The organism is Aquamicrobium defluvii, from assembly GCF_004363725.1.
In the GTDB taxonomy this organism is placed as follows: Bacteria; Pseudomonadota; Alphaproteobacteria; order Rhizobiales; family Rhizobiaceae; genus Mesorhizobium; species Mesorhizobium defluvii.
This window is the reverse complement of record NZ_SNZF01000014.1, coordinates 54516-77663: the sequence shown is the minus strand read 5'-3', so window position 1 is coordinate 77663 and position 23148 is coordinate 54516. Positions and strand designations below refer to the sequence as shown.

Annotated in this window: 21 protein-coding genes; 4 read left to right on the top strand and 17 right to left on the bottom strand. The window is 63.3% G+C overall.

Annotation, left to right across the window (positions count from 1 at the left end; genetic code table 11):
• Positions 1-54: 54 nt before the first annotated feature.
• Positions 55-684: a histidine phosphotransferase ChpT gene (chpT, locus tag DES43_RS12355; protein ID WP_035028411.1), complete on the bottom strand. Its 630-nt coding sequence runs from the start codon at positions 682-684 to the stop codon at positions 55-57.
• 302 nt (positions 685-986) lie between these two features.
• Between chpT and DES43_RS12350 the strand changes: the two genes are divergently transcribed.
• Complete coding sequence (locus DES43_RS12350; protein WP_035028410.1) at positions 987-1568, top strand: DUF1134 domain-containing protein; 582 nt, start codon at positions 987-989, stop codon at positions 1566-1568.
• A 305-nt stretch (positions 1569-1873) separates the two neighbouring features.
• Complete coding sequence (locus DES43_RS12345; RefSeq protein WP_035028409.1) at positions 1874-2980, top strand: coiled-coil domain-containing protein; 1107 nt, start codon at positions 1874-1876, stop codon at positions 2978-2980.
• Between the two features lie 8 nt (positions 2981-2988).
• Here the strand turns inward: DES43_RS12345 and DES43_RS12340 are convergent, their stop codons facing one another.
• The 5 genes from DES43_RS12340 to DES43_RS12320 form a co-directional block, all read right to left on the bottom strand.
• Positions 2989-3810, bottom strand: a complete 822-nt coding sequence (locus tag DES43_RS12340; RefSeq protein ID WP_035028408.1) for a TrmH family RNA methyltransferase — start codon at positions 3808-3810, stop codon at positions 2989-2991.
• 71 nt (positions 3811-3881) lie between these two features.
• A complete protein-coding gene (locus tag DES43_RS12335) occupies positions 3882-4205 on the bottom strand; it encodes an ArsR/SmtB family transcription factor (RefSeq protein WP_035028407.1) in 324 nt (107 codons plus the stop codon).
• Positions 4206-4332: 127 nt separating this feature from the next.
• Positions 4333-5133 carry a HugZ family pyridoxamine 5'-phosphate oxidase gene (locus tag DES43_RS12330; RefSeq protein WP_035028406.1) on the bottom strand — a complete coding sequence of 267 codons (801 nt, stop codon included), beginning with the start codon at positions 5131-5133 and terminating at the stop codon, positions 4333-4335.
• Positions 5134-5256: 123 nt separating this feature from the next.
• Positions 5257-6018, bottom strand: a complete 762-nt coding sequence (locus DES43_RS12325) for a 3-hydroxyacyl-CoA dehydrogenase (RefSeq protein ID WP_035028403.1) — start codon at positions 6016-6018, stop codon at positions 5257-5259.
• A gap of 150 nt (positions 6019-6168) precedes the next feature.
• On the bottom strand, positions 6169-6681 hold the full coding sequence (locus tag DES43_RS12320) for a GNAT family N-acetyltransferase (protein WP_035028399.1): 513 nt from the start codon (positions 6679-6681) through the stop codon (positions 6169-6171).
• A 260-nt stretch (positions 6682-6941) separates the two neighbouring features.
• Here DES43_RS12320 and DES43_RS12315 point away from each other — a divergent pair, with 260 nt between their 5' ends.
• Positions 6942-7949 (top strand): glutathione S-transferase family protein, encoded by a 1008-nt coding sequence (locus DES43_RS12315; protein ID WP_035028396.1) that lies wholly within the window; start codon positions 6942-6944, stop codon positions 7947-7949.
• On the opposite strand, the gene DES43_RS12310 is transcribed toward DES43_RS12315, so the two are convergent.
• Positions 7927-8427 (bottom strand): NUDIX domain-containing protein, encoded by a 501-nt coding sequence (locus DES43_RS12310; RefSeq protein ID WP_035028393.1) that lies wholly within the window; start codon positions 8425-8427, stop codon positions 7927-7929. The genes DES43_RS12315 and DES43_RS12310 overlap by 23 nt on opposite strands.
• A gap of 80 nt (positions 8428-8507) precedes the next feature.
• Here DES43_RS12310 and DES43_RS12305 point away from each other — a divergent pair, with 80 nt between their 5' ends.
• Complete coding sequence (locus DES43_RS12305; protein WP_035028528.1) at positions 8508-9443, top strand: metallophosphoesterase family protein; 936 nt, start codon at positions 8508-8510, stop codon at positions 9441-9443.
• Here DES43_RS12305 and DES43_RS12300 read toward each other — a convergent pair.
• From DES43_RS12300 to DES43_RS12250, 10 genes are all read right to left on the bottom strand, one after another.
• Positions 9433-10035 (bottom strand): hypothetical protein, encoded by a 603-nt coding sequence (locus DES43_RS12300; RefSeq protein ID WP_035028390.1) that lies wholly within the window; start codon positions 10033-10035, stop codon positions 9433-9435. The two genes, DES43_RS12305 and DES43_RS12300, sit on opposite strands and share 11 nt — an antisense overlap.
• A gap of 87 nt (positions 10036-10122) precedes the next feature.
• On the bottom strand, positions 10123-11817 hold the full coding sequence (locus tag DES43_RS12295) for a tetratricopeptide repeat protein (protein WP_035028387.1): 1695 nt from the start codon (positions 11815-11817) through the stop codon (positions 10123-10125).
• A 134-nt stretch (positions 11818-11951) separates the two neighbouring features.
• Complete coding sequence (gene leuA, locus DES43_RS12290) at positions 11952-13667, bottom strand: 2-isopropylmalate synthase (RefSeq protein WP_035028384.1); 1716 nt, start codon at positions 13665-13667, stop codon at positions 11952-11954.
• A 345-nt stretch (positions 13668-14012) separates the two neighbouring features.
• The gene (locus DES43_RS12280; RefSeq protein ID WP_166647746.1) at positions 14013-15062 is read right to left on the bottom strand and encodes an AbrB family transcriptional regulator; all 1050 of its coding nucleotides are present in this window, start codon (positions 15060-15062) and stop codon (positions 14013-14015) included.
• Between the two features lie 180 nt (positions 15063-15242).
• Positions 15243-15536, bottom strand: a complete 294-nt coding sequence (locus tag DES43_RS12275; protein ID WP_035028525.1) for a putative quinol monooxygenase — start codon at positions 15534-15536, stop codon at positions 15243-15245.
• 137 nt (positions 15537-15673) lie between these two features.
• Positions 15674-16606: a cation diffusion facilitator family transporter gene (locus tag DES43_RS12270; protein ID WP_051520648.1), complete on the bottom strand. Its 933-nt coding sequence runs from the start codon at positions 16604-16606 to the stop codon at positions 15674-15676.
• 27 nt (positions 16607-16633) lie between these two features.
• Positions 16634-18823 carry an anthranilate synthase gene (locus tag DES43_RS12265; protein ID WP_035028380.1) on the bottom strand — a complete coding sequence of 730 codons (2190 nt, stop codon included), beginning with the start codon at positions 18821-18823 and terminating at the stop codon, positions 16634-16636.
• 213 nt (positions 18824-19036) lie between these two features.
• A complete protein-coding gene (locus DES43_RS12260; protein WP_035028378.1) occupies positions 19037-20089 on the bottom strand; it encodes a M14 family metallopeptidase in 1053 nt (350 codons plus the stop codon).
• Positions 20090-20177: 88 nt separating this feature from the next.
• On the bottom strand, positions 20178-21857 hold the full coding sequence (locus DES43_RS12255; protein ID WP_035028375.1) for a formate--tetrahydrofolate ligase: 1680 nt from the start codon (positions 21855-21857) through the stop codon (positions 20178-20180).
• A gap of 140 nt (positions 21858-21997) precedes the next feature.
• Positions 21998-23131 carry a DUF2333 family protein gene (locus tag DES43_RS12250; protein ID WP_035028372.1) on the bottom strand — a complete coding sequence of 378 codons (1134 nt, stop codon included), beginning with the start codon at positions 23129-23131 and terminating at the stop codon, positions 21998-22000.
• Positions 23132-23148 lie beyond the last annotated feature (17 nt).

Genomic DNA, 23148 nt, shown 5'->3' with positions numbered 1-23148 from the left:
GCGAAAGCTTCTCCGGCATGCGTGCCCGGAGAAGCTGTCGCGCAAAGATAAGGTTCAGGTTGCGGTCAGGGTGATTTCGTCAGCGGTGGCGTGGATCGAGATCGTCATGCCCGCCTCGCGTGCCATAAGCAGTGTGTAATAGGGCTGAACGGCATGGGCATCGATCGGTTCTTCGGGCTTGTTGCCGGAATGAAGCTCAAGGAATTTCGGCGGCACGCGCAGCATCGGGCCGCTGGACGAGATGACGAAGCGCGGTTCCGTTTCAAGTTTTTCCAGCGTCACCGAAATCCTGCCGCCGCGCGGGATGGCCGCGTTGGCGATCAGGATGAGGTTGAGCAGCAGCTTGACCTTGTTCTTGGGCAGCAACGCGCGCCCGCCCGTCCACGTCAGTTCCGGCTTCTCGTTCTTGAGGAAGGCCGTCGCGACGGCCTCGGCATCGCCGGTATCGATCTGCATTCCGGCGGAGCCGGCCGCACCGAAGGCGATGCGCGCGAATTGCAGGCGGGCCGAGGCGTTGCGCGCGCTCTGGCGGATGAGGTTCATGGCGTCCTCGTCGGCGCCGCCCTCGTCGAGCAGTTCCAGCCCGTTGTTGATGGCACCCACCGGGGAAATGATGTCGTGACAGACGCGGCTGCACAGAAGGGCGGCGAGATCAGGCGCGGAAAGCGTGAAAAGGTCTGTCATGAGCGGCGGTCCCTGCAAGAATCAGTCTGTCGACGTGCATACGCCACCTTGCGCCAACACCATATACCCTGCGGAATCGCTGCCGGCCGATGCGCCGTCGTGACCGCAAATCCTATCGTGCGCGCAAGGCGGATGTCCCCAAAATGGCAGTTTTAGCCTTCGAACTGCCATCTTCATCTGAAAGGTTAATGGTTGAAAAAGGATTACGGCATAGTTTGCCGTGACAGGCATCATAAGCGGTCGGCACAGAATCGCGGATGCAAGAGGCGCAGGCAAGGTGCTCCGTTACGGAGATTGACTGCATGTTTTCCCGAATCCGCGAGCTGGGTTTCATCCGGGCTCTGGCTACGACCATCATCATCGCGAGTGCGCTCGCCGTTTCGGTGTCGGCCTCGCGAGCTCAGGAATACACGGCTCAGGAGATCGTGGATTCCGGACACCGCTTTTTCGGTTCCACTTCTGGCGGCCTCGCCAGCGTTGTCGAGAAAGTGTTCTCGTCCTACGGGTTGCCAAACGGATATATTCTGGGCGAGGAGGGGTCCGGCGCGCTGATCGGCGGGCTTACCTATGGCGAAGGTACGCTCTACACCAAGAATGCGGGCGACCATAAGGTGTTCTGGCAGGGCCCCTCGCTTGGCTGGGACTTCGGCGGGCAGGGCTCGCGCGTCATGGTTCTGGTCTACAATCTCGATGACATCAGCAACCTCTACACCCGTTTCGGCGGGGTCGCCGGCTCGGCCTATGTCATCGCCGGCGTGGGGTTCAATGTGCTGAAGTCCAACCAGATGCTGCTTGTGCCGATCCGCACCGGGGTGGGCGCCCGGCTTGGCATCAATATGGGCTATCTGAAACTCACGCAGTCGCCGACCTGGAATCCCTTCTGAACCCGTTTCCTTCCGGCAAGACGCGAATCGATCTTGCCGGGCCATGGGAATTGGTTCATGCCTAGCGCAGCGGGCGTTCTGACGAACGCTGCGTCCGCTGCTCCGGCTTCTTTTACTGGCCGCATTTATGCGATGTCAGACGGTTCTGTCAGACTGCAAGATGCTCCAGGCACGTCACCGGAAGCGGGAGCCGGTTTCGGTGTAACGACACGCGTGGAAGCGATGACCTGAAGAGCGGGATGCGAATCCGAAGGATCGCTGCTCCTTGGGCCGCTGCCGGCGGAATTTGGAACGGATAGCGCATCTTGGTCCAGTCGATCCTTTTCTTCCTGCTTGGCTTTCTGTGCGCGGGCTTCATCGCGCTTCTGATCGCGCCGCCCATCTGGCGGCGTGCGGTGAAATTGACGAACAGGCGTCTGGAGGCGGCGTTGCCTCTCACCCGCGCCGAACTCCAGGCCGACAAGGACAGGGTGCGTGCCGAATTTGCCATGCAGGCGCGGCGTCTGGAAATGACGATCGCGGCCTTGCAGGAGACGGAGGCCGGTCAGAAGGTCGAGATCGCGCGGCTGGAGCAGCGGGCCAGCGCCATCGATGCCGACAAGGCCGGGCTGTCGCAAACCATTTCGGCGCTGGAAGACCGTATCGGGGAACTGACCTCGCAGATTGGCGACGAGCAGGCGAAGGCGGCGAAGCAGGACGCCCTTCTGGCCGGGATGCGCGAGAAAATCCGGGAGCTTGAGGAAGAGATTGGCAAGCTGGCGCGCCAGTATGAGGAAGCTTCGTTCCTGGCCAGCAGCCGTCAGATCGAGCTGGTGGGGCGCGAGTCCGAACTGGACAAGCAAGCCGCGGACATTGCCCAGCTTCGCAGTCAGATGAGGGACATGGAACAGCGCGCGCGCGAGGCGAAGGCGCAGGCTGACAGCGCACGGGAGGCGCTCAAGGTTGAACGGGAACGTTCCGCCGGACTGGACGACAGGGTCCAGCGACTGCTTTCCACGGTTGCCGACCGTGATGAAAAGCTGGAACGGCGCGAGCGTGAGCTTGCACGGATGCGTGACAAGGGCAAGGCTGCGGAAGTGACGGGGAGCAAGCGTGCGCCGGCCAGAGCCTCCACAAAAAAGCGGAAGTCCGCGCAGGCGAAGGATGAAGCGCAGTTCGCCAGCCTCAAGGCCGGCAGCGAGCGGCTCGAGCGGCAGTTGATGCAGGAGAATGTCTCAGGTGCCGGCAAGGACGCAGAATTGCGCGAGCAGATGGCGGCATTGGCGGCAGAGGTGGTGCATATGACTGCCGTTCGCGAAGGAACGGCATCGCCCATCGCCCAGCTTCTTTCCGCAACGGAAAACACACAGTCGGGAACGCGCAGCCTGGCGGAGCGTGTTCGCAGCTTGCAGGAAACCGGGACTGGCAGCTGACCGGCCTGTCAGGGAAGCCGCGGCTTCTCCGGCGCGATCCTCGCAAAGCGATGCAGGGCGATGGCGGAGGCGGCAGCGACGTTCAGGCTGTCAAAGCCCGGCTCCATCGCGATGCGGGCGGTCCTTATCCTGGACAGGATCGCTTCGGGGAGCCCTTCGCCTTCGGTGCCGAGATAAAGGGCCAGCGGGCCTTCGCACACCGCATCGCGAATATCCAGTTCGCCGCGCGGTGAAAGCGCGAGCTGGGTGAAGCCCCCGGCATCGAGCGTATCGGCCAATGCCGCCGCATCATCGAAGATGGCGAACGGCACCTTGAACACCGCCCCGACCGACACCCGTATCGCCTTGCGGTAGAGCGGATCGCAACTGGTGCGGTCGAGCAAAACGGCGCCGGCTCCGAAAGCCGCAGCGTTGCGGAAGATGGAACCTACATTGTCATGATTGGAAATGCCGACCAGCACGGCAACGAGCGCGTTGGCGGACAGGGTGCCCAGCAGATCGGCCGCAGCGGGCAGTTCACCGCGCTTGCCGATCGCCAGAATGCCCCTGTGCATGTGGAAGCCGGCAATGCGGTCCAGAACATCCCGGCCGGCGACGTAGACGGGAACATGCGGCGGCAGGCGTTCCAGTATCGGTTGCAGTCCGGCCAGCCGGTTTTCCAGCACCAGCACCGATTCGATCCCGAACCGGCCTGTTGCTGCCAGCGCTTCGAGAACGACCTTGCCCTCGGCGACGAAACGGCCCTGCCGCCCGACGAGATCGCGCTCGCGAATGTCGACATAGGCCGCGACGCGCTCGTCTTGCGGGTCTTCGATGCGGATCGGGTTCATTTCAGTCTTCGCGGTTTCAATGATGGCATAAAGCCGTGGGGCTGGAGCGGGGAACCCGGTCTGGCGCTCGATCAGGACGAGGTGGCAAGGGCGGTTCCGGCGGCAGCCTCGACAAACAGATCCTCGAGCAGGCACAGAAGGCGCGCCACCGCCTGGGAGGGACAGGAATAGTAGATTGTCTGCCGATCGCGGCGTGTCTCGACCAGCCCGCTGCTGCGCAGCTTTGCCAGATGCTGGGAAAGTGCCGACTGGCTGAGCCCCACCAGTCCGGCGAGCGTGTTGACCGAAAGTTCCTCGTGCACGATGAGCTGAAGAATCTCCAGCCGCTTGCTGTTGGCCATGAGCGCCAGGAACGCCGCCGCCTGATCCGTCACGATCCTCTGTGTCGAACGCATGCGCCCTCCCTCGTGCCGGCCCTGCCCACCGGGCTTGGGCTCGGCAAGAACCCTGCCTGCAACTTCAGGACGATCAGTTCCAGGCCAGCCCGGTTGCAGTGGCAGCCTAAGCCATCCGCGTCAAATCTCAAGCTTGGCCCTGATCCTGTCCGGTCTCGCCCTGAGCCGTCTCCGCCGCGCGACCGGCCCTCGCCATTTCGGCCAGAACGCGGCGCAAATCCTCTGCGGCGCCCAGCGGCTCGGGGAAAAACACCCGCAGGCACTTGTCGCCCGAAACAAGGTCCATGCCTTCACAATCGAGGCCGCTGATGGTCCAGTCGCCGTCCTTTGCCATTGCAAAATGACGGGCATAAACCGCGATGGCATCGCGATGGTCCTCGTTCATGTGATCGATCGCGGACTGCTCGCGGGCCGCAAAGGCTTCGTTCACCGCATTGTCCGCGATGATGTCGGCGCGATCGAGCAGGTAGGCTTTGCCGAAGCCGCCATTCATGCTGGCGCGCTCGATTTCGAGGCGAAAGAACGCGAAATCGCCCAGGCCGGCATAGAGCTTCGCCTTGGGATTGCGGTTGAGGTAGCGGCGCTCAATGCGTGCGTGTTCGTGCGTGCCGCGCTCGATGCGCCGCGCCCGGCAGACGAGGCTGATGCGTGGGTGAGCCATGGCGTCGCCCTTGCCGGGTTCGCCCACGAGCAGGGCGCATCTGGGGTCGGCATCCAGCGCCTGCGTGTGTGCGGAAAGGCCGGAAATCAGCGTGACCGGTGTCCCGTCGAGGTCGGTGGCCAGACCGATACGGCTGACCATCGGTACAAGAGTGTCCTTTTCGTTGAACGCGAGTGCGGCGAAGCGGGCGCTGCGGACCAGCGCCTTCGCCAGCCGGCGAGCCTCGTCATCCGTTTTCCGGATGACGTCCTTTTCCTTTTCTTCCAAAGCCAGTCTCCTGCAACAGGATTGTGCGTCAGGAAATGCCTTTCGGCTTTTCCGTGCGCAAGGGGCATCCTGTAAGCGGGCCGGGGCTTTTGAAGACCCGGTGCCCGCCTGTCTGCGGCGCGATTATCTGGGTGCCATGCGGATTGCGCCGTCAAGCCGGATCGTCTCGCCGTTGAGCATCTGGTTCTCGACGATGTGGAGCGCCAGCGCGGCGTATTCGGACGGCTCACCCAGGCGTGACGGGAAAGGCACGGCGGCACCGAGCGAATCCTGCACTTCCTGAGGCATGGCCGCCATCATCGGCGTCTTGAAGATGCCGGGCGCGATGGTGCAGACACGGATGCCGGAACGGGCAAGGTCGCGCGCGACCGGCAGCGTCATGCCCACCACGCCGCCCTTGGAGGCGGAATAGGCCGCCTGTCCGATCTGGCCGTCATAGGCGGCGACCGAAGCCGTGTTGACGATGACGCCGCGCTCGCCGCCGTGCAGCGGTTCCAGCTTCGCCGCCGCATCGGCGAAAAGCCGGATCATGTTGAAGGTTCCGACAAGGTTGATCTCGATTACCCGGCGATACTGATCGAGCGGGTGCGGGCCTTCCTTGCCGATGGTCTTTACCCCGATGGCGATACCCGCGCAGTTGACCAGAATGCGGGCCGCGCCGAGTTTCTGCTGCACTTCGGCCATTGCCGCAACGCCGCTGTCGGCGTCGCTTACGTCGCATTTCACCGCGATTCCGCCGATATCCGCCGCAACCGCCTGCGCCCGCTCCATGCCGACGTCGAAGATGGCGACGCGAGCGCCTTTTGCCGCCAGCGCGCGGGCGGTGGCTTCGCCAAGGCCGGAGCCGGCACCGGTTACGATTGCGATCTGGCCTTCGGCATTCATGGGCAGGCTCCTCTCTGTCAAGAACTGCGTCTGCTTTACGAGGTCCGCCGCGCGGCTGCAACCATATCAAACACTATGCTACCAAAGCATGTGTTGGCCGGGCAGAGATTGATTTGCAACTGGCAGCAGACCTGAAAATGGATGCGGGTTTCAGGGTGGCGCCATCGCGGCGTGAACGACATCGCCGGTCAGGCCGCTCGCCGAGCCCGGAACGATCTCATGGATCAGCAACCGGTCGGGATCGACGGGGCGTGGCATGGAAATCTGCCCATACGGTATTCTGGTGAAGCCAAGCGGGCCGTAATAGGGCTGGTCTCCGACCAGTATCACCGAGGGCCATCCGGCCCCTGTGGCGGCCTCCAGGGCCATCGCCACCAGCCGCCGGCCAATGCCGAGGCTTTTGTATGCCGGGCGAACCGCCAGCGGGCCGAGCATCAGCGAGCGGCCCTTTCCCGCAGCGATGGGCGTCATGCGGACCGAGGCAATGACCGCGCCTTGCCTGACCGCCACGAAGGAGAGGGCGCGTTCATGCGGCCCGCCTTCGCGAATCTTGTAGGCGGCGCGCGCGAAGCGGCCGGGCCCGAAGGCTTCGTCATTCAGGGAATCGATCTCGAGGTCATGCGCCGGGGTTTCCGGCAGGTATGCGACGTCGGCAAGGCTCATGTCTTTGCAGTCCGGTATGCGAGAAAAAGGCGCTGCCAGGGGCAGCGTTCGCCAATGCGCTCAGGCGCGGGCGTCCTTTCGTCGTCGGTCGAACCGTATGGCTGCAAAGAAATCCAACATGGTGGCTCCGGCTAGCATCAAAAACCGGCCTCTGCAATCGGCCTTTTGCAACCCCGGTGCGGTTGACGCACTGTTTCGGGCCCAGCACGCTGCGGATTGCGTTTCCGTGCTCTAATATCGGGCCAGCGAAAGGATATCTCATGGGATTGCTGGTCGAGGGAAAGTGGCAGGATCGCTGGTACGATACCGGCAAGAGCGGAGGCAGGTTCGAACGCGCGCAATCGCAGTGGCGCGACTGGATCACGGTCGACGGCGCTCCGGCACAGGGCCGCGAGCGCGGTTTCAGGGCAGAGCCCGGACGCTATCATCTCTACGTTTCTCTGGCCTGCCCCTGGGCGCACCGCACGCTGATCTTCCGAACGCTGAAGAAGCTGGAGGACGCCATCTCCGTCTCGGTCGTCCATTATCACATGGGCGAAAACGGCTGGACGTTCCAGACCGGCGACGGAGCCACGGGCGATACGCTGTACGGGCTCGATTTCCTGCACCGAATCTATACGCGCGCCGATCCGTTCTACTCGGGGCGGGTGACGGTGCCGGTGCTGTGGGACAAGACGCGCCAGACCATCGTCAACAACGAGTCGTCCGAGATCATCCGGATGCTCAATTCGGAGTTCGATGAGTGGGGCGATGCGGGCGTCGATTTCTATCCTGAACCTCTGCGCACGGAAATCGATGTGCTCAACGACGAAATCTATCCGGCGCTCAACAATGGCGTCTACCGGGCCGGGTTCGCCACCACGCAGGACGCTTACGAGGAGGCATTTGGCGAAGTGTTCGCCATGCTGGACAAGCTGGAAGAGAGGCTTTCAAGCCAGCGTTACCTGACCGGCCAGCGCATCACCGAAGCCGACTGGCGGCTTTTCACCACGCTGGTGCGTTTCGATCCGGTCTATGTGGGGCACTTCAAATGCAACCGGCAGCGCATCGCCGACTATCGCAACCTGTCGAACTATGTGCGGGATCTGTATCAGGTTCCGGGCGTGGCGGGCACGGTCGATATGCGACACATCAAATGGCACTATTACGGCAGCCACAAGACGATCAACCCGAGCGGTATTGTGCCGCTCGGGCCTGACGTCGACCATACGGCGGCGCATGACCGCGACCGTTTCGGTCCCCGGCCTACCAGTAGGGAGAGGGCGTGACGCCTTCGAAAACCTCTGCGATGCGCCGGCGTGTGGCAGGCGTCGTCATTTCAGGCAGCGCATGAAGCGGGAAGAAGCCTGCTTCGGCGATTTCGCTGTCAGGCAGTTTGGGTGCCGGCTGGCTGAACTCTTCGACCAGATAGAGCCCGACATGGTCGCGCCGGCTTGCCTGGCGGTTGTGGTGCATGGATTTCAGGACCGGTACCCCTGAAATCGCGATGTTGCCTTCCTCCGACAGTTCGCGCCCCAAAGCCGCTTCCATCGTTTCGCCGACCTCCACGCCCCCTCCCGGCAATTGCCAACCGGGCAGGTAGGTGTGGCGGATCAGGAATACGGTTCCCGCCTTCCGGTCATGCACGAGCCCGCGCACGCCGAGCGTCATCGGCCTGCGCAGCATGAAGAAGAAATGGAAAAGCCGGACCCGCAGGAGCGGGCGGCTTTTTTCTTCCGTGGCGCCTTTCGGACTGGAACCCTGCATCGTGCTTTCCGTTTCCTGCGGGGCCGTTTTTCGGGGGCACTCTATGGAAAGAGGCGCTGGCCTCGCTTATGAAGGCGACCATGTTCAGGCTTGCGCATCTGTCCGACGCCCATCTGGGCCCGCTTCCCGATGTAACCTATCGCGAACTCGCCTCCAAGCGGGCCGTCGGCTATATAAACTGGCAGCGCAATCGCCGCCGCCACATGCACGATGCGGTCATCGACACCATTGTCGGCGACATGAAGGCCATGATGCCCGACCACATTGCGGTGACGGGCGATCTCGTCAATCTGGCTCTCGACGGCGAGATCGAGCTGGCGCGGCAGTGGCTGGAGACGCTTGGCGCGCCGGAAGATGTCTCCGTGGTTCCGGGCAATCACGACGCCTATGTGCCGGGCGCTTTCGACAAGACGTGCCGGGCCTGGGCACCGTGGATGAGCGGCGACGGTCAGTCGCACCCGGTGGACAGGCACAGCTTTCCCTATCTGCGGGTAAGGGGACAGGTCGCGCTGATCGGGGTTTCGACGGCGCGCGCGACGGCTCCCTTCATGGCCAACGGCTATCTGCGCGAAGGCCAGGGAAAGCGGCTGGCGGCGCTGCTGGAAGAAACTGCGGCGAGGGGGCTTTGCCGCGTCGTGATGATCCATCATCCGCCGGTGCGTCACGCGGTGCCGCAGCACAAGCGGCTGTTCGGCATCAGGCGCTTTGGGCGGCTCATGGCGCGCCATGGAGCCGAACTCGTGCTGCACGGCCATTCGCATATTCCGAGCCTTTACTATCTTGAAGGGGCCAATGGCCCGGTGCCCGTGGTCGGCGTTGCGGCAGCCGGGCAGTCGCCGGGCGGAAAGCGGCCGCCGGCCCAGTACAATCTCATAGATATCGAGACGGACGGCGCGGGATGGCGCCTCAAACTGACGCGGCGCGGGCTGGAAGGCGCTTCGCTGCCGCCCGTCGACTTCGAGACCCGCGATCTCACGGCATCTTCGAGCGAAAAGGTGGTTTCGCTCAGAAGATGAGGCCGAGAGCCCTGATCCGGTCCCAGAACAGGATGAGCGACAGGACAAGTCCCGCCACAGCCCCGGCTCCCACGAAGGCGAGGCCGGACAGAAACGCCGGCCAGCGGCTGCGCTTCGCTGGAATTTCCATATCCTGCCCGCTGGTTGCGACACCGGATGAACCGGCCAAAACGCCTGTTTCTGTGCCGGCATCCAGCATGCGCTGGCGCTCGACGATCCGCTCGGCGATGTAGCGTGTCACCTGGTTCGCGACCGGTTCGATGGCGGTGGATTCGGCCAGCACCACCCGGCCTTGCCGCGTGTCGCGAACGAAGCGATAGGTGCGGCGGTCACGCCCCATGGCGACATGCGCAACCGCGTCGATCCAAAGGCGCGGCTGCAAGCCGGACGATATCGCGAAATCGAACATGTCGAGATCGTCAGGGACATCTTCGAATACGCCCGCGAGTTCCGCAGCCATGAGTTCGAGGCGCATGCGGTGCGCCTCGCGCATGTCGACGACGACATCGTCACGGTCGGCAAGACCGTTCTTCACCTCGCGAATAGCGGTCGCGAGCTTGCGCGGCGCGGCGTTTTCGCTGGCATCCTTCATGGGCGTCCGCTCCGCGCATGGTTAAGCTGCCGTTAACATAGCAATTGTGCGTCGAAAGCGGAATGGGTGCGGCAATATCGACGCGCTTCAGCTCGCCTTGGCGAGGCCCGCCACCCGCAGGGCTTCCACGAGCTTCTCCACCATGTCCGGCGGATATTCCCGCTGTTCAAATACCCGTCGCGGATTGGCGACGAAACGCGGATATTTTTCGGAAAGGGTGGCGATGAGCTGGTCGCGCGTCCTCGTGTCTTTCATATAGTCAGCTGCAATCAGCCGTGCCGCCAGATAGTGCGAGCGGGGCGAGGCCGGCTTGAGCGATTCAGCCGCATTGGCGGCCATTTTCTTGTTGCCAAGCATGAACTGACCGAGAAACAATCCGAAGTCCCACCATGACGGCCGCGAGCTGGAGCCGTCGACAGCACGCGCCATGATCGGGGTGCCCTGCGTGTAATCGCCGGCAAAGATCAGGCCGTATCCATAGGCTGCCGCCATCGACAGGTCGTAGGTGTTGAGCTCGTATGCCTTCCGCATCCAGCGTATGGATTCCTCGGTGTTGCCGAGGCGTGAATTCAGATAGCCATAGGCCCGATGGGCATAGGGGCTGGTGGCGCCCATCTGCACGGCGCGATGAGCCATGTAGAGCGCCTTTTCGCGGGATGCGTTTTCAGGATAGTCGTAGCGGCTGGTCACCGCCTGCAAATGCAGCACCGCCATTTCAGAGTAGATGAGCGGTGATTTCCCGCCTTCCCCGACCAGCCTTTCGAAGCAGCTGTAGGCAGCCTTGTGCACCGAGGGTATCGGGTCCTGATAGTAATCGTCATTCAGAAGCAGACAGCGTGTGAGACCGGTCTGGACGCCGGCCTGCTCGATATAGGCATAGATCGTGCCGGAAGCCGTCGTGGTGGTGCTGAGCAGGGCCGCAACGCTGTCCTCTATGCGTGAGGAACTGATCTCGTCGGCATCGAATGTATGGGAAAGCAGCACGCGGTCGTTTCCGATGTTCTGCAGCTCCACGGTGACGCCGCCTGGCTGGCGCGCGGGCCCGATCCTGAACACGAAGCTCATCGCCTGTGACACCGGATCGGATTTGCCTTCGAAATCGCGGCCGATGAAGTCGATGGTGTCGAAGCCGGACAGGCCGCTGCGCAGTGTCGCCAGCATGGCCGCCTGCTCGGGTTCGTCACCGGTCGTGCTGATGTAGATCACAGGAAGCGTGTCCGGCGCCCGCGTGCCGATGCTGCCTGTCAACGGCACCTCCGGCTGCGTGCCTGCCGGCTGTGTCTGGCGCAGATACAGCGCCGCCAGCAAGACCACGACCAGGCCGATCGCCGCCCACATGAAATTCATCTGGCGCGAAAGGGAGGGGCCAGAGCCGGCTGCCGCGGCTGGTTCCGGGTTCGAAACCTGCTCCTCTTCCGGGTCGGCCGGGCACGGTTCGGCTCCGTTCGGCACATATTCGGGTATGTAGCTGCCGCGCGGAATGACGATGCGCAACGGGTCGGATGCGCCCTCGGATACGGAATATTGCTGGAGGAGGTCGCGCAGGCGCCCTGCCTGAACACGAACCACCGCATCGGTCGAGGGATCGAAATCAGCATCCTTGCCGAAGACGTCGACGGCAATGGCGAAACCTTTCAGGCGATCTGCCTGACCGGCCTGCTCACGTTCGACGAGATAGCGAAGAAGGTCGCGCGCGCGCTCCGAGCGGCTGAACGCGTTGCTGGCTAGCACCCGTTCAAGCGTCTTGCGCACTGCGGGGGCGGCAGGCGTTTCGGATTGCAAATGTCGAACCTCTCATCGGCCGGCGAGAAGGTCGATCATATAGAGTTCCGGCCAGTTCGGACAAGCACTGGCTAACGAGACACGGCAGGAAAGGCGGCCGGTTACCCAGTGGTAACCGGCCGGTTGGTTAACGGTTACTTACCCGCCACGATACGATTTGCGGCCGATACGATCGCTTCGAGCGAGGCAGCGACGATGTTCGTGTTTATCCCGACTCCGAACAGGCGTCCTCCGGGATGCTCCATCTCGACATAGGAAATGGCGGAGGCGTTGGAACCGCTCTGCAGGGAATGCTCGGAATAGTCGAGCACCGACATCTCCACGCCGACATGGCGCGAGAGCGCATCGACGAATCCGTCGATCGGCCCGGTGCCGACGCCCTCGATCTTCGTCTCCACGCCGTTGTCGTCGATTGTCGCCTCGAGGATGCGCCGGCCCTTCACCTCGGTGTCGGGGTAGGTGTGATGGTCGACGAACCTGAAGCGGCCGCCGGGCTGGTCGACATAGATGCGCCGGAACTCGTCGTGAATCCGCTTGGAGGGCAGTTCCTTGCCTTCCTCGTCGGTGATCTCCTGAATCACGTCGCGGAACTCGACCTGGAGGTTGCGCGGCAGGTTGATGCCGTAGTCGGTCTGCATGATGTAGGCGATGCCGCCCTTGCCCGACTGCGAGTTGATGCGGATGATGGCCTCGTAGGAACGGCCGACATCCTGCGGATCGATCAGCAGGTAGGGCACTTCCCAGACGGGGGAATTGGCCGTCTTGAGCGCCTTCATGCCCTTGTTGATCGCATCCTGATGCGAGCCGGAGAAGGCGGTGTAGACCAGTTCGCCGACATAGGGGTGGCGCTCTGGAATCCGGAGCTGGTTCGAATATTCGTAGACGTCCTTCATCCGGTTGATGTCGGTGCAGTCCAGCTCCGGATCGACGCCTTGCGTGTACATGTTGAGCGCCAGCGTCACGATGTCGACATTGCCGGTGCGCTCGCCATTGCCGAAGAGGGTACCTTCGACACGGTCGGCGCCGGCCATCAGGCCGAGCTCGGTGGCGGCGATGCCGGTGCCGCGATCGTTATGCGGATGCAGAGACACGATCAGACTGTCGCGGCGGTCGAGGTTGCGGCACATCCATTCGATCTGATCGGCATAGATGTTGGGCGTGTTCATCTCCACCGTGGACGGCAGGTTGACGATCAGCCTGTTGTCCGGGGTCGGATCGACGATCTCGATCACGGCGTTGCAGATCTCCAGCGCCACCTCCAGCTCGGTGCCGGTGAAGCTCTCGGGAGAATACTGGAAACGGTAACCGCCGCCCGCCCTGGCGGCCATGTCCATGATCATCTTCGCCGCGTCGGTGGCAATCTGCTTGATGCCGGCGACATCCTTGGCGAACACGACCCGGCGCTGCAACTCGCTGGTCGAATTGTAGAAATGGATGATGGGGGTCTTCGCGCCTTCCAGCGCCTCGAAGGTACGGGCGATCAGCTCGGGCCGGCACTGGACCAGCACCTGCAGATCGACGTCGTCCGGCACGTTGCCTTCCTCGATGGCCCAACGGCAGAAATCGAAATCCGTCTGCGAGGCGGAGGGAAAGCCGATCTCGATTTCGGGAAAGCCCATGTCCAGCAGCAGCTGGAACATGCGCGCCTTGCGGTCGTGTCCCATCGGGTCAATCAGTGCCTGATTGCCATCGCGCAGGTCGACCGAACACCAGATGGGGGCCTTCTCGATGCGCTTCGAGGGCCAGGTGCGATCCGGCAGGGCCGGAACCGGAAAGGATTGATATTTGCGTGCCGCGTCAGGCATGCCCTTGCGGGCGGAAGTTGCGCGGATGTCCTGTCTTGCGTTCATTGTCTTCTTCTCCGGTGCCCGCTGACCGTGCCTCGCGGCTGTCATCAGATCAGGGGTGCCTTACTAAAAAAATCGGGTCGTCGGATACAGGTTTGCCAAGGAGCATCTTGCCGGACGGCTCTATCGACCGCCGGGCGCTCCTTCAGCGGACCCGGCGATCGCCGATAAGGCCGAGAAGAAGGACAGTGGAGGCAAGCGCGCGCAACGTCTCGCCGGAGATCCCGGCCGGACGGTTGGAAGCGGATGCAGAGCGCCTGTTCATGTGCGATCTCTTACAGGAGCCGTTCGCCAGAGGCAAGCGTTTTGCTGGCATGTGACATCGTCTGGCCCTGCGCGGCCGCAGGTTTACGTCGTCATTCTTCGGGCGAACAGCCGTGTCAAGGGAGGGCCCGCAAGAAGCACGATCATGAACCGTGTCGTCTGGAGTGCCATGACGAAGGCCACGTCGACATTGTCGGTGGTTGCGGCGATGATGGCGATGGTTTCCATGGCGCCGGGGCTGGTGGCGAGATAGGCCGTCATTGGATCGATGCCGAGGGCGCGGCTCATCAGCCATCCAAGCGCTCCGCAGAAGGCAAGCAACACGGCTATCGAAGCGAGTATCTGCGGCAAGGCGCGCATGGCGTGCTGAAGCGCCTGTCTGGTGAAGCCCAGCCCGATATGCAAGCCGATCAGCGCATAGCTGAGGCCAAGCAGCCAGGGCGGAAGATCGAACACCAGCCCTGCGCCGAGATGAAGCGCCATGCCGATGATCAGCGGGCCAAGGAAGAACGGAGAGGGCAGGCGCAAAATCTGGCCGAGACTCGAACCGACAGCCGCCACCGCCAACGCCGCGAGAAGGGTTGGACCTGGCGTCGGAAACCAGATGACATCCGGCGCGGCCATCTGCGAGGTGTCGATCCACAGACTGGCGACGAGTGAGGCCGATACGGAAATGATGATCACACGCAGATATTGCATGACGGCGACGAGGCGCTGGTCGGCTCCGAAAGCGCCGGCCATAAGCACCATTGCCGCCGCCGCGCCGGGGGCGGAGCCCCAGAGCGCGGTCGTTCCGGGCAGGATACGCCAGCGGCTGATCAGCCAGCCGAGAAAGACCGATGCGGCGAGGGTAGCCATCACCGCGCTCAGGATCGGCAGCCAGTGTGTGTACAGCAGTCCGAAAATGTCGGCGGAAATGGAGTTGGCGATCAGGCAGCCGATAACCCCCTGCGCGATGCCGAAGGCCGGCCTCGGCACCCGCACGGTTGACCCGCTCACACCCGCCGCTATCGCGGCCAGCATCGGCCCGATCAACAGCGCGGCAGGAATGCCTGCAAGTTCGAGGACAATGGCCACAATGGCCGAGGGGATCAGGATGATCACCCATTGCGTGGCCGGTTTCGCCCGCGCCATGCGCGGCGTTCCGGTTTCATCCTGCGATCGTCTGGTGACCTGATCCATAATCGATTGCGGGCAACGAGATAAAAGGACGTGGCGACAGGCCGCGTCCGCGCGATTGTCAGCCGGTTCCGGTTGGCGAAACGGTGATAGAATCTTTTCGCTGCGAAAGCGAACCCGTAATGGTGGGCGGCTTCAGGTAAGGCCGACGCCGCCCGCCGGTTCCGTCTCGATCTGGAATTCGAACCCCGTCACCAGCGGCCGTGCCCTGGCGATCGTTTCCTGAACATGGGGCAGTTGCAGTGACGCCTTGTGGCTTTCCGCGTCCGTCCAGACTTCCGTCACCCACAGGGCCGAGGTGTCCGCCGGGTCACGGGCAACGACGTAGCTGAGGCATCCCGGCATGGCGCCGGTGGCCTGAAGAATGAGTTCAAGAAGCTGCTCGCGCTTGCCGGGTGCCGCCCGCAATTTCCCGATCAGTCCATACATGGAAGCCTCCTCAGCCGGTCCACTCTCCTGCCATGCCCCGCTCGTCACAGGATCGTGCAGCCTGACGGAATGCGCAAGCATAACCCTTGCCAGACATAACCTTGCAGGGCTCCGCCGGTTCCGGCGGGGAAGACGATTCAGGCGAAGGGAACCGCAACGCTGCCCTTTGGCAGCTTCGCCTCGTCATCCGGCTCGACATGGATGGTGACGCGTACGGAGGGGTTTTCTGCCTTCAGCGCATCCTCGATGCGGTCGCAGATGACATGTGCATCGCCAACCGGCATGTCAGCGTCCACCACCATATGGAACTCGATGAACGTCGCCCGTCCGGCGATGCGGGTCTTGAGGTCGTGAACCTCAAGTGCGCCTTTCGAATTGACCGAGATGATGTCGCGGATGCGCATCTGCTCCTCCATGTCGACGCTGCGATCCATGAGGCCGTTCAGCGAATCCCCCATCACCTTCCAGCCCTGATAGAGGATGTTGAGCGCCACGATCAGAGCCAGCAGCGGGTCGAGCACATGCCATCCGGTGAAGACCGAGGCCACAAGGCCGGCGATGACGCCGACCGAGGTGACGACATCGGTCATGATGTGCTGGCCGTCCGCCACGAGCGCGGGCGATCTGGCCTTGCGGCCGGATCGGATCAGGAGCATCGCCCAGGCCGCGTTGATGGCGGCGGCGCCGCCATTTACCGCAAGACCCTCCCACGGCTGCTCCATGGGTTGCGGCGCGCGGATCGATTCCCAGACCTGCGCCACGATGAGCAGGGCGGCCACGACGATGAGGACGCCCTCCAGCACGGCGGAGAAATATTCCGCCTTGTGGTGGCCGAAGGGATGGTCGCTGTCGGCCGGCTTGTGGCTGACGCGGATGGCCCACAGCGTCGCCCCCGCGGTGATGACGTTGACGATCGATTCCAGGGAGTCGGAATAAAGTGCGACGGAGCCGGTCATGCGCCATGCGACGAATTTCAGTCCCATGACGCCGAGCGCGACCACGATCGACCAGAAGGCGAGGGTCTGCACCCTGCGCTTTGAAGCTTTCGTGTCGTGATGCACGCGTTCCATCTCCATTCCGGCGGCCTTCGGTGCGGGTCAGGCCGCTTTTTCGCGGGCCTTGCGGGGAAGGTGGGCCACAACGTTCTCGATCATGCGCATGCCGGCATCGCCACCCAGCGTCATGATCGATTCGGGGTGGAACTGAACGGCCGCGACCGGCTCCTTGCTGTGCTCGAAGGCCATGATGGTGCCGTCCTCGCTGGTCGCCGTCACCTCGAATTCGCGCGGCAGGCGGGCCGGATCGGCGAAGATCGAATGATAGCGCCCGACCGTCACCTCCTTCGGCAGGCCGGAGAAGATGATGCCCGGTTTCGATACGCGGATGCGGGACGGCTTGCCGTGAACGGGGACGGCGAGCTGGCGCAACTCGCCGCCATAGGCTTCGGCAAGCGCCTGAAGGCCAAGGCAGACGCCGAAGATCGGCAGCTTGCGCTGGCGCGCCTTTTTTATGGTGGAGGCGCAATCGAAATCCTTCGGCATGCCGGGGCCGGGCGACAGCACCACCAGATCCGGCTTCAGCTCATCGAAGAGCGTATCGGCCACAGGCGTGCGCACCGTGGAGACATTGGCGCCGGTCTGGCGGAAATAATTGGCCAGCGTATGGACGAAGCTGTCCTCATGGTCGACCAGCAGGATGTTCAGTCCCTCGCCGACGCGGGCGGTGGTCCGTTCGGTCGCGGTGGCGTTGCCGGCTTTTGCGTCGCGGATGGCGGAGAGCATGGCGGATGCCTTCAGTTCGGTTTCGGCTTCCTCGTCCTCGGGGACGGAATCGAACAGCAGCGTGGCCCCGGCGCGCACTTCGGCGATGCCGTCCTTGATGCGGATGGTGCGCAGGGTAAGGCCGGTATTGAGGGCGCCGTTGAAATGCACCATGCCGATGGCCCCGCCATACCAGGCGCGGGGGCTCTTCTCGTTGTTCTCGATGAAGCGCATAGCCCACAATTTCGGCGCACCGGTGACGGTAACGGCCCATGCATGGCTGAGAAACGCATCGAAAGCGTCCATACCCTCACGCAGCCGGCCCTCGATATGGTCGACCGTATGGATGAGGCGCGAATACATCTCGATCTGGCGCCGGCCGATGACGCGCACCGAACCCGGCTCGCAGACCCGGCTCTTGTCGTTGCGGTCGACGTCCGAGCACATGGTCAGCTCGCTTTCGTCCTTCTTGGAGTTGAGCAGGCTGATGATCTGCTCCGCATCCTCGATGGCGTCCTTGCCGCGCCTGATGGTGCCCGAGATCGGGCAGGTCTCGACACGCCGGCCGCTGACGCGAACGAACATTTCCGGCGAAGCGCCGACAAGATATTCCCCTTCGCCCAGATTGATGAAGAAGGAATAGGGGGAGGGGTTGATGGTCTTGAGCCGGCGGGCGATGTCGGATGGCTGCGTTTCGCAGCGCTCGTAGAAGGTCTGGCCCGGCACCACCTCGAACAGGTCACCGCGCTTGAAGCTCGCCATGGCGCCGCGAACCAGAGACGCATATTCGCCGGGCTGGTGGTCGCCGCGCGGCGGAATACGGTCGGAAGGTACGAAAGGCGCGTCCGGCGTCTCGCGCGGCAGGCCCTCGGTCGAGAATCCATTGCCTGCGTAGTCGTAGCGGTCGGTCCATGCCCTGGCTGCATGATGGTCGACGACGAGGATTTCGTCCGGCAGGAATAGCACGAGATCGCGCTGGCTTTCCGACCGCTTAAGTTTGTACTCGACCGGATCGAACTGGAAGGCGAGATCGTAGCCGAAGGCACCGTAGAGGCCGAGACTGCTGTCGTCGGCCGTATGGAAAAGGGCGGTGACGGCACGCAGAACGGTGAACACGGAAGGTGCGCGGCTGCGCTCTTCCTCGGTGAAAATACGATCCGGCTTGTTCACCTCGATGAGGATGAGATCGCCGGTCGACCGCGTGATCCGGACATCGGAAAGCCCGGAAACGGCAGCCTGGAGGACCGGCAGCAAAGCCTCGCCCCGCTTGTTCAGCGCCTCGATGCGCATGGCGCGGCCGCGCGCGGAAATGACCAGCGGCGGGTCGATGATGGCGGTGTCCCAGCGTGTGTAGCGGCCCGGATATTCGTAGTTCGAGGAGAAGACCGCGCCGCGCCGTGAATTGAGCCCGTCGATATAAGCTTCGATCGCGCCGGCATAGGGCCGTTCATGCCGCTGGTGGGTGATTGCGATACCCCCTGCCGTGGTGAAGCGCTCTGCCCCGTTCTCGAGAATTTCCACCGTCATTGCCTTCTCCGTTTGTTGTCTGGCAACGGACCTCGGGGGCTGAAACGTAAAATGGCCGCCCGGACTTCCGTTGCGGCCACCCACCATTTTCACGCGCACGCGCTCAGAAGGCCGCTTTCAGCAGGCCCACCACCAAGCAAAGGTCGAGAAGTGCGTGTTCATGCGCATTCCATAGCGGCCTTCGCGGAGCCCGGCAAGCGGATTCGCGATGGTTCAGGCTTCAAGGGTTCCGGAGCGGGCGTCGGCGCTGCGCTCGCTGCCAATGAGCTTGAGCAGGTCTTCGCCGCTGCGCGTGATGCGATGGCCGCGCCGGGTGAGGATATAGCCCGCCTGCGGTGCAATCACTTCCGTGCGGCCATCCGGTTCGCCCGGCGCGTGCACGATGGTGGCGAGCCTTGCGCCGCGCTCCACCCGGTCGCCGGGCCTCACGTGATACAGGACCGCGCCGGCCTTCGGCGCAGCCGTCATCTCGACGTTTTCCAGAGGTGCGACGATGCCCCCGAACGGACCGGGAGGCGGGAGCGACGCGTCCTCGATCACACCGCGTGCGACGAGCAGGCGGTAGAGGCCCCCGGCATCCTGCCGGGCAAGACCGGCATCGACATCGGCCATGCCCCGATACTCGACCGTTGCGACGACCTTGCGTTGCAACTCGGCCCTGTTGCCGCCAAGATAGGGATTGATCGAGGCTTCATCGAAAGCCGAGCCGCACTCGTCCTGCCACAGAAGCACGGCCTCCACGCCCATGGTGGCGGCGCAGTCCGCCATTGCCGGCCATAGCGGTTCGGGCACGTAGAGATAGGGCACGCCTTCGTCGTCGCAGTGCAGGTCGAGCACGATGTCGTGACCGAGCGAGAGCTTCAGCAGCCGTGCCTTCAGCCGCTGGTCGGTGGTCGAAAGCGTCGACTCATCCGGCAAAAGCGCCGGGTCCGGTTTCTCCAGCAGCAGGAAATCCCGGTTGAAGTTGGTGCGGGTGCCGAGATGAAACCGTCCCTCATGGGCGGCGAAGTGATATTGCGCGCGGCCGACGGGGTTGGCCCATGGCACGAGGGTGATCGCACCGCGAATGCGGCCCTCTTTTTCCGCGGCTGAGAGCAGAGGCATCAGCGCATCAATGGCGACGGTGCCGGGCAGTTCGCCAGCATGAAGGGCGGCCTGAAGATAGGCGGAAGGCGCATGCCGTGCCGAACCCTCGAACCGATAGACCGGGAAATCGTAGGATACCCCTTCCGTGTCCGCCTCTATCCGTTCGATCGACTTGCGCATGTATCGTCTCCATCGAAAGAAAGCCGGCGCCTGATGGCACCGGCTCCGGAACCTTGCCTGATGCGGTTATGAAGCGGGCGCAGGAACCTCAGCTCAGGCCCTCGATCTCGCCATCCTCATTCAGGTAGATATTGTCGGACGATGGCTTCGAGGGCAGGCCGGGCATGGTCATGATCTCGCCGCAGATCGCCACGACGAAACCGGCCCCGGCCGACAAGCGAACCTCGCGCACCGCAACCGTATGTCCGGTCGGCGCACCGCGAAGATTTGGGTCGGTCGAGAAGGAATACTGCGTCTTGGCCATACATACGGGCAGGCTGCCGTAGCCCTGGCTTTCCCACAGGTGGAGCTGGTCGCGCACCGACTTGTCTGCGATTGCGCCGGAGCCGCGATAGATGCGCTTGACGATGGTGTCGATCTTGTCGAACAGGCCGAGATCGTCGGCGTAAAGCGGCGCAAACTGGGAGCGCCCGGATTCGGCCAGTTCCACGACCTTGTGCGCCAGCTCCTCTATGCCGGCCGAGCCCTGCGCCCAGTGCCTGCACAGCACCGCTTCCTCGCCCATCGTCTCGACGAAATCCTTCACTGCCTGAATCTCTGCGTCGGTGTCGGTGTGGAAGTGGTTGATCGCAACGATGGCCGGCACGCCGAACTGCTTCACATTCTCGATATGGCGGCCGAGATTGGCGCAGCCCCTGACGACCGCCTCGATGTTCTCGGCGCCGAGATCCTCCTTCTTCACCCCGCCGTTCATCTTCAGGGCGCGCACCGTGGCCACGATCACGGCAGCCGCCGGCTTCAGCCCTGCCTTGCGGCACTTGATGTCGAAGAATTTTTCCGCGCCGAGATCCGCGCCGAAGCCGGCCTCCGTCACCACATAGTCGGCGAGCCTGAGCGCGGTCGAGGTCGCCATCACCGAGTTGCAGCCATGGGCAATGTTGGCGAAGGGGCCGCCATGCACGAAGGCAGGGTTGTTCTCGAGCGTCTGCACGAGGTTGGGCTGGATCGCGTCCTTGAGCAGCACGGCCATGGGCCGGTGGGCTTTCAGGTCGCGGGCGAAGACCGGGCTCTTGTCGCGGCGGTAGGCGATGATGATGTCGCCCAGCCGCTGCTCGAGATCCCTCAGGTCGCGCGCCAGGCACAGGATCGCCATCACCTCCGAAGCGACGGTGATGTCGAAGCCCGCTTCGCGCGGGTAGCCGTTGGCCACGCCGCCCAGCGACACCACGATCTGGCGCAGCGCCCGGTCGTTCATGTCCATGACGCGCCGCCAGGCCACGCGGCGGGTGTCGATGCCGAGTTCGTTGCCCCAGTAGATATGGTTGTCGATCAATGCCGACAGGAGGTTGTGGGCCGAGGTGATGGCGTGGAAATCGCCGGTGAAGTGCAGGTTCATGTCGTCCATGGGCACGACCTGCGCATAGCCGCCGCCGGCGGCGCCGCCCTTCATGCCGAAATTGGGGCCGAGCGAAGCCTCGCGGATGCAGACGATCGCCTTCTTGCCGATGCGGTTGAGGCCATCGCCGAGGCCGACGGTGGTCGTGGTCTTGCCTTCTCCCGCTGGAGTGGGGTTGATGGCGGTGACGAGGACCAGCTTGCCAGTCTGGTTGCCCTGAATGGACTTGATGAACCCGGCCGAAATCTTGGCCTTGTCGTGCCCGAAGGGAAGCAGGTCCCCGGCCGGGATGCCGATCTTCGCGCCCACCTCCTGGATCGGCTTCTTGTTTGCGGTGCGCGCGATCTGAATGTCGGATTTCACTTCGGCCATAAATGTGTCCCCGTTTTCTCTTCTCACCGAGACCGGCTGCCCGGAGCATGGATAGAAACCCGCGAGAGCCGGCTTTCGCCATTCCAAAACAGGCGCGCAATAAACAGAAAACGACAGGGCGGCGACGCGCCCCGCCTGCCTTACCTGTCGAGGATCGAGCGGAGTTCCACGATGTTGGAGCGCACCTGCAAGAGGTTGAACCCCATGGTCGCCAGATGGGAGGGGAAGAAGGCGCTCGACTCGTTGCCGTTGGAGATGATCCACGGTTGCACGTTGAGCGAAGCGCGCAACTGGCCTTCCATGCGCGTCCACAGCGCCGTCAGGTTACGCTCCGCGATTACTGATCCGAAGTCCGAACGGGCAGCGACGAGAATGCCGTAATAGGCATAGAGCTGGCCGTATGCGAACCAGAAGCGGTCGTCGGCGCGCAGGTCGAACCAGCCGGCATCCGACGCTTCTATGCGCTGGCGCAGGATGTCTGAGGTCGAGCCGATGTCGCCGGCGATACGGTCGAGGAACTGCATGAGGTTGTCGGCGCGCGCATCGAAAGTTGACTGGCATCTCTCAAGGCTGGCGTTGAAGGCGCGCAGCTTGGTGATCGCTTCGCGGTAAACGCTGGGGGAGGGGCGGGTCGGCCCGCGCCAGCCGATGTACCAGGCGGTTTCGCTCCAGGCGAGGGCGGTGCGCGCATCCTGCAGGTTCTGGTCGATCTGAGAGGTGCCGCGCACGCGGCCGAGCGTGTCGACAAGCTCCGTGCTGGTGCGGCGCAGGGCATTGTTGATGCCAAGCTGGAAGGCTGCCTTGTTGTCGAGGAAAGGTGTGTTCTTCCACTCGATGCCGAACAGGCCGATCTTGGACAGCACCATGGAGGAAATCCAGGCATTCTGGTTGACGTTGAAGTCGATCAGATCTGCCGAGGTGGCGGCGATTGCAGACGGCTTGCAGGTGGGGGCAGGCTCGCCACCGACCGTTGCCGAAATCGCGGCGGGGGTAACCGGATCGCCGGCACCTGTGGTGCCGCGGGCATCGACAAGCGCTGCCGGATAATCCGGATCGAAATTGGTCCAGAACTGGGTGACGTAGAAGAAATAGCCATACATGGCCACGATGATGGCGAGGACGCCGCCGAGCACGGCCTTCAGGATCAGGCCGCGCTGGAGATACCAGCGTCCGATCCACATGAAGGGCCACAGGATGATGCCGATGACGAAGCCGATGCCTCGTCCGATCCAGTGGAAAATCTGGGTTATGAAGTTCACGACCGGATCGAGCATGCGTTGCACCCTTCTGC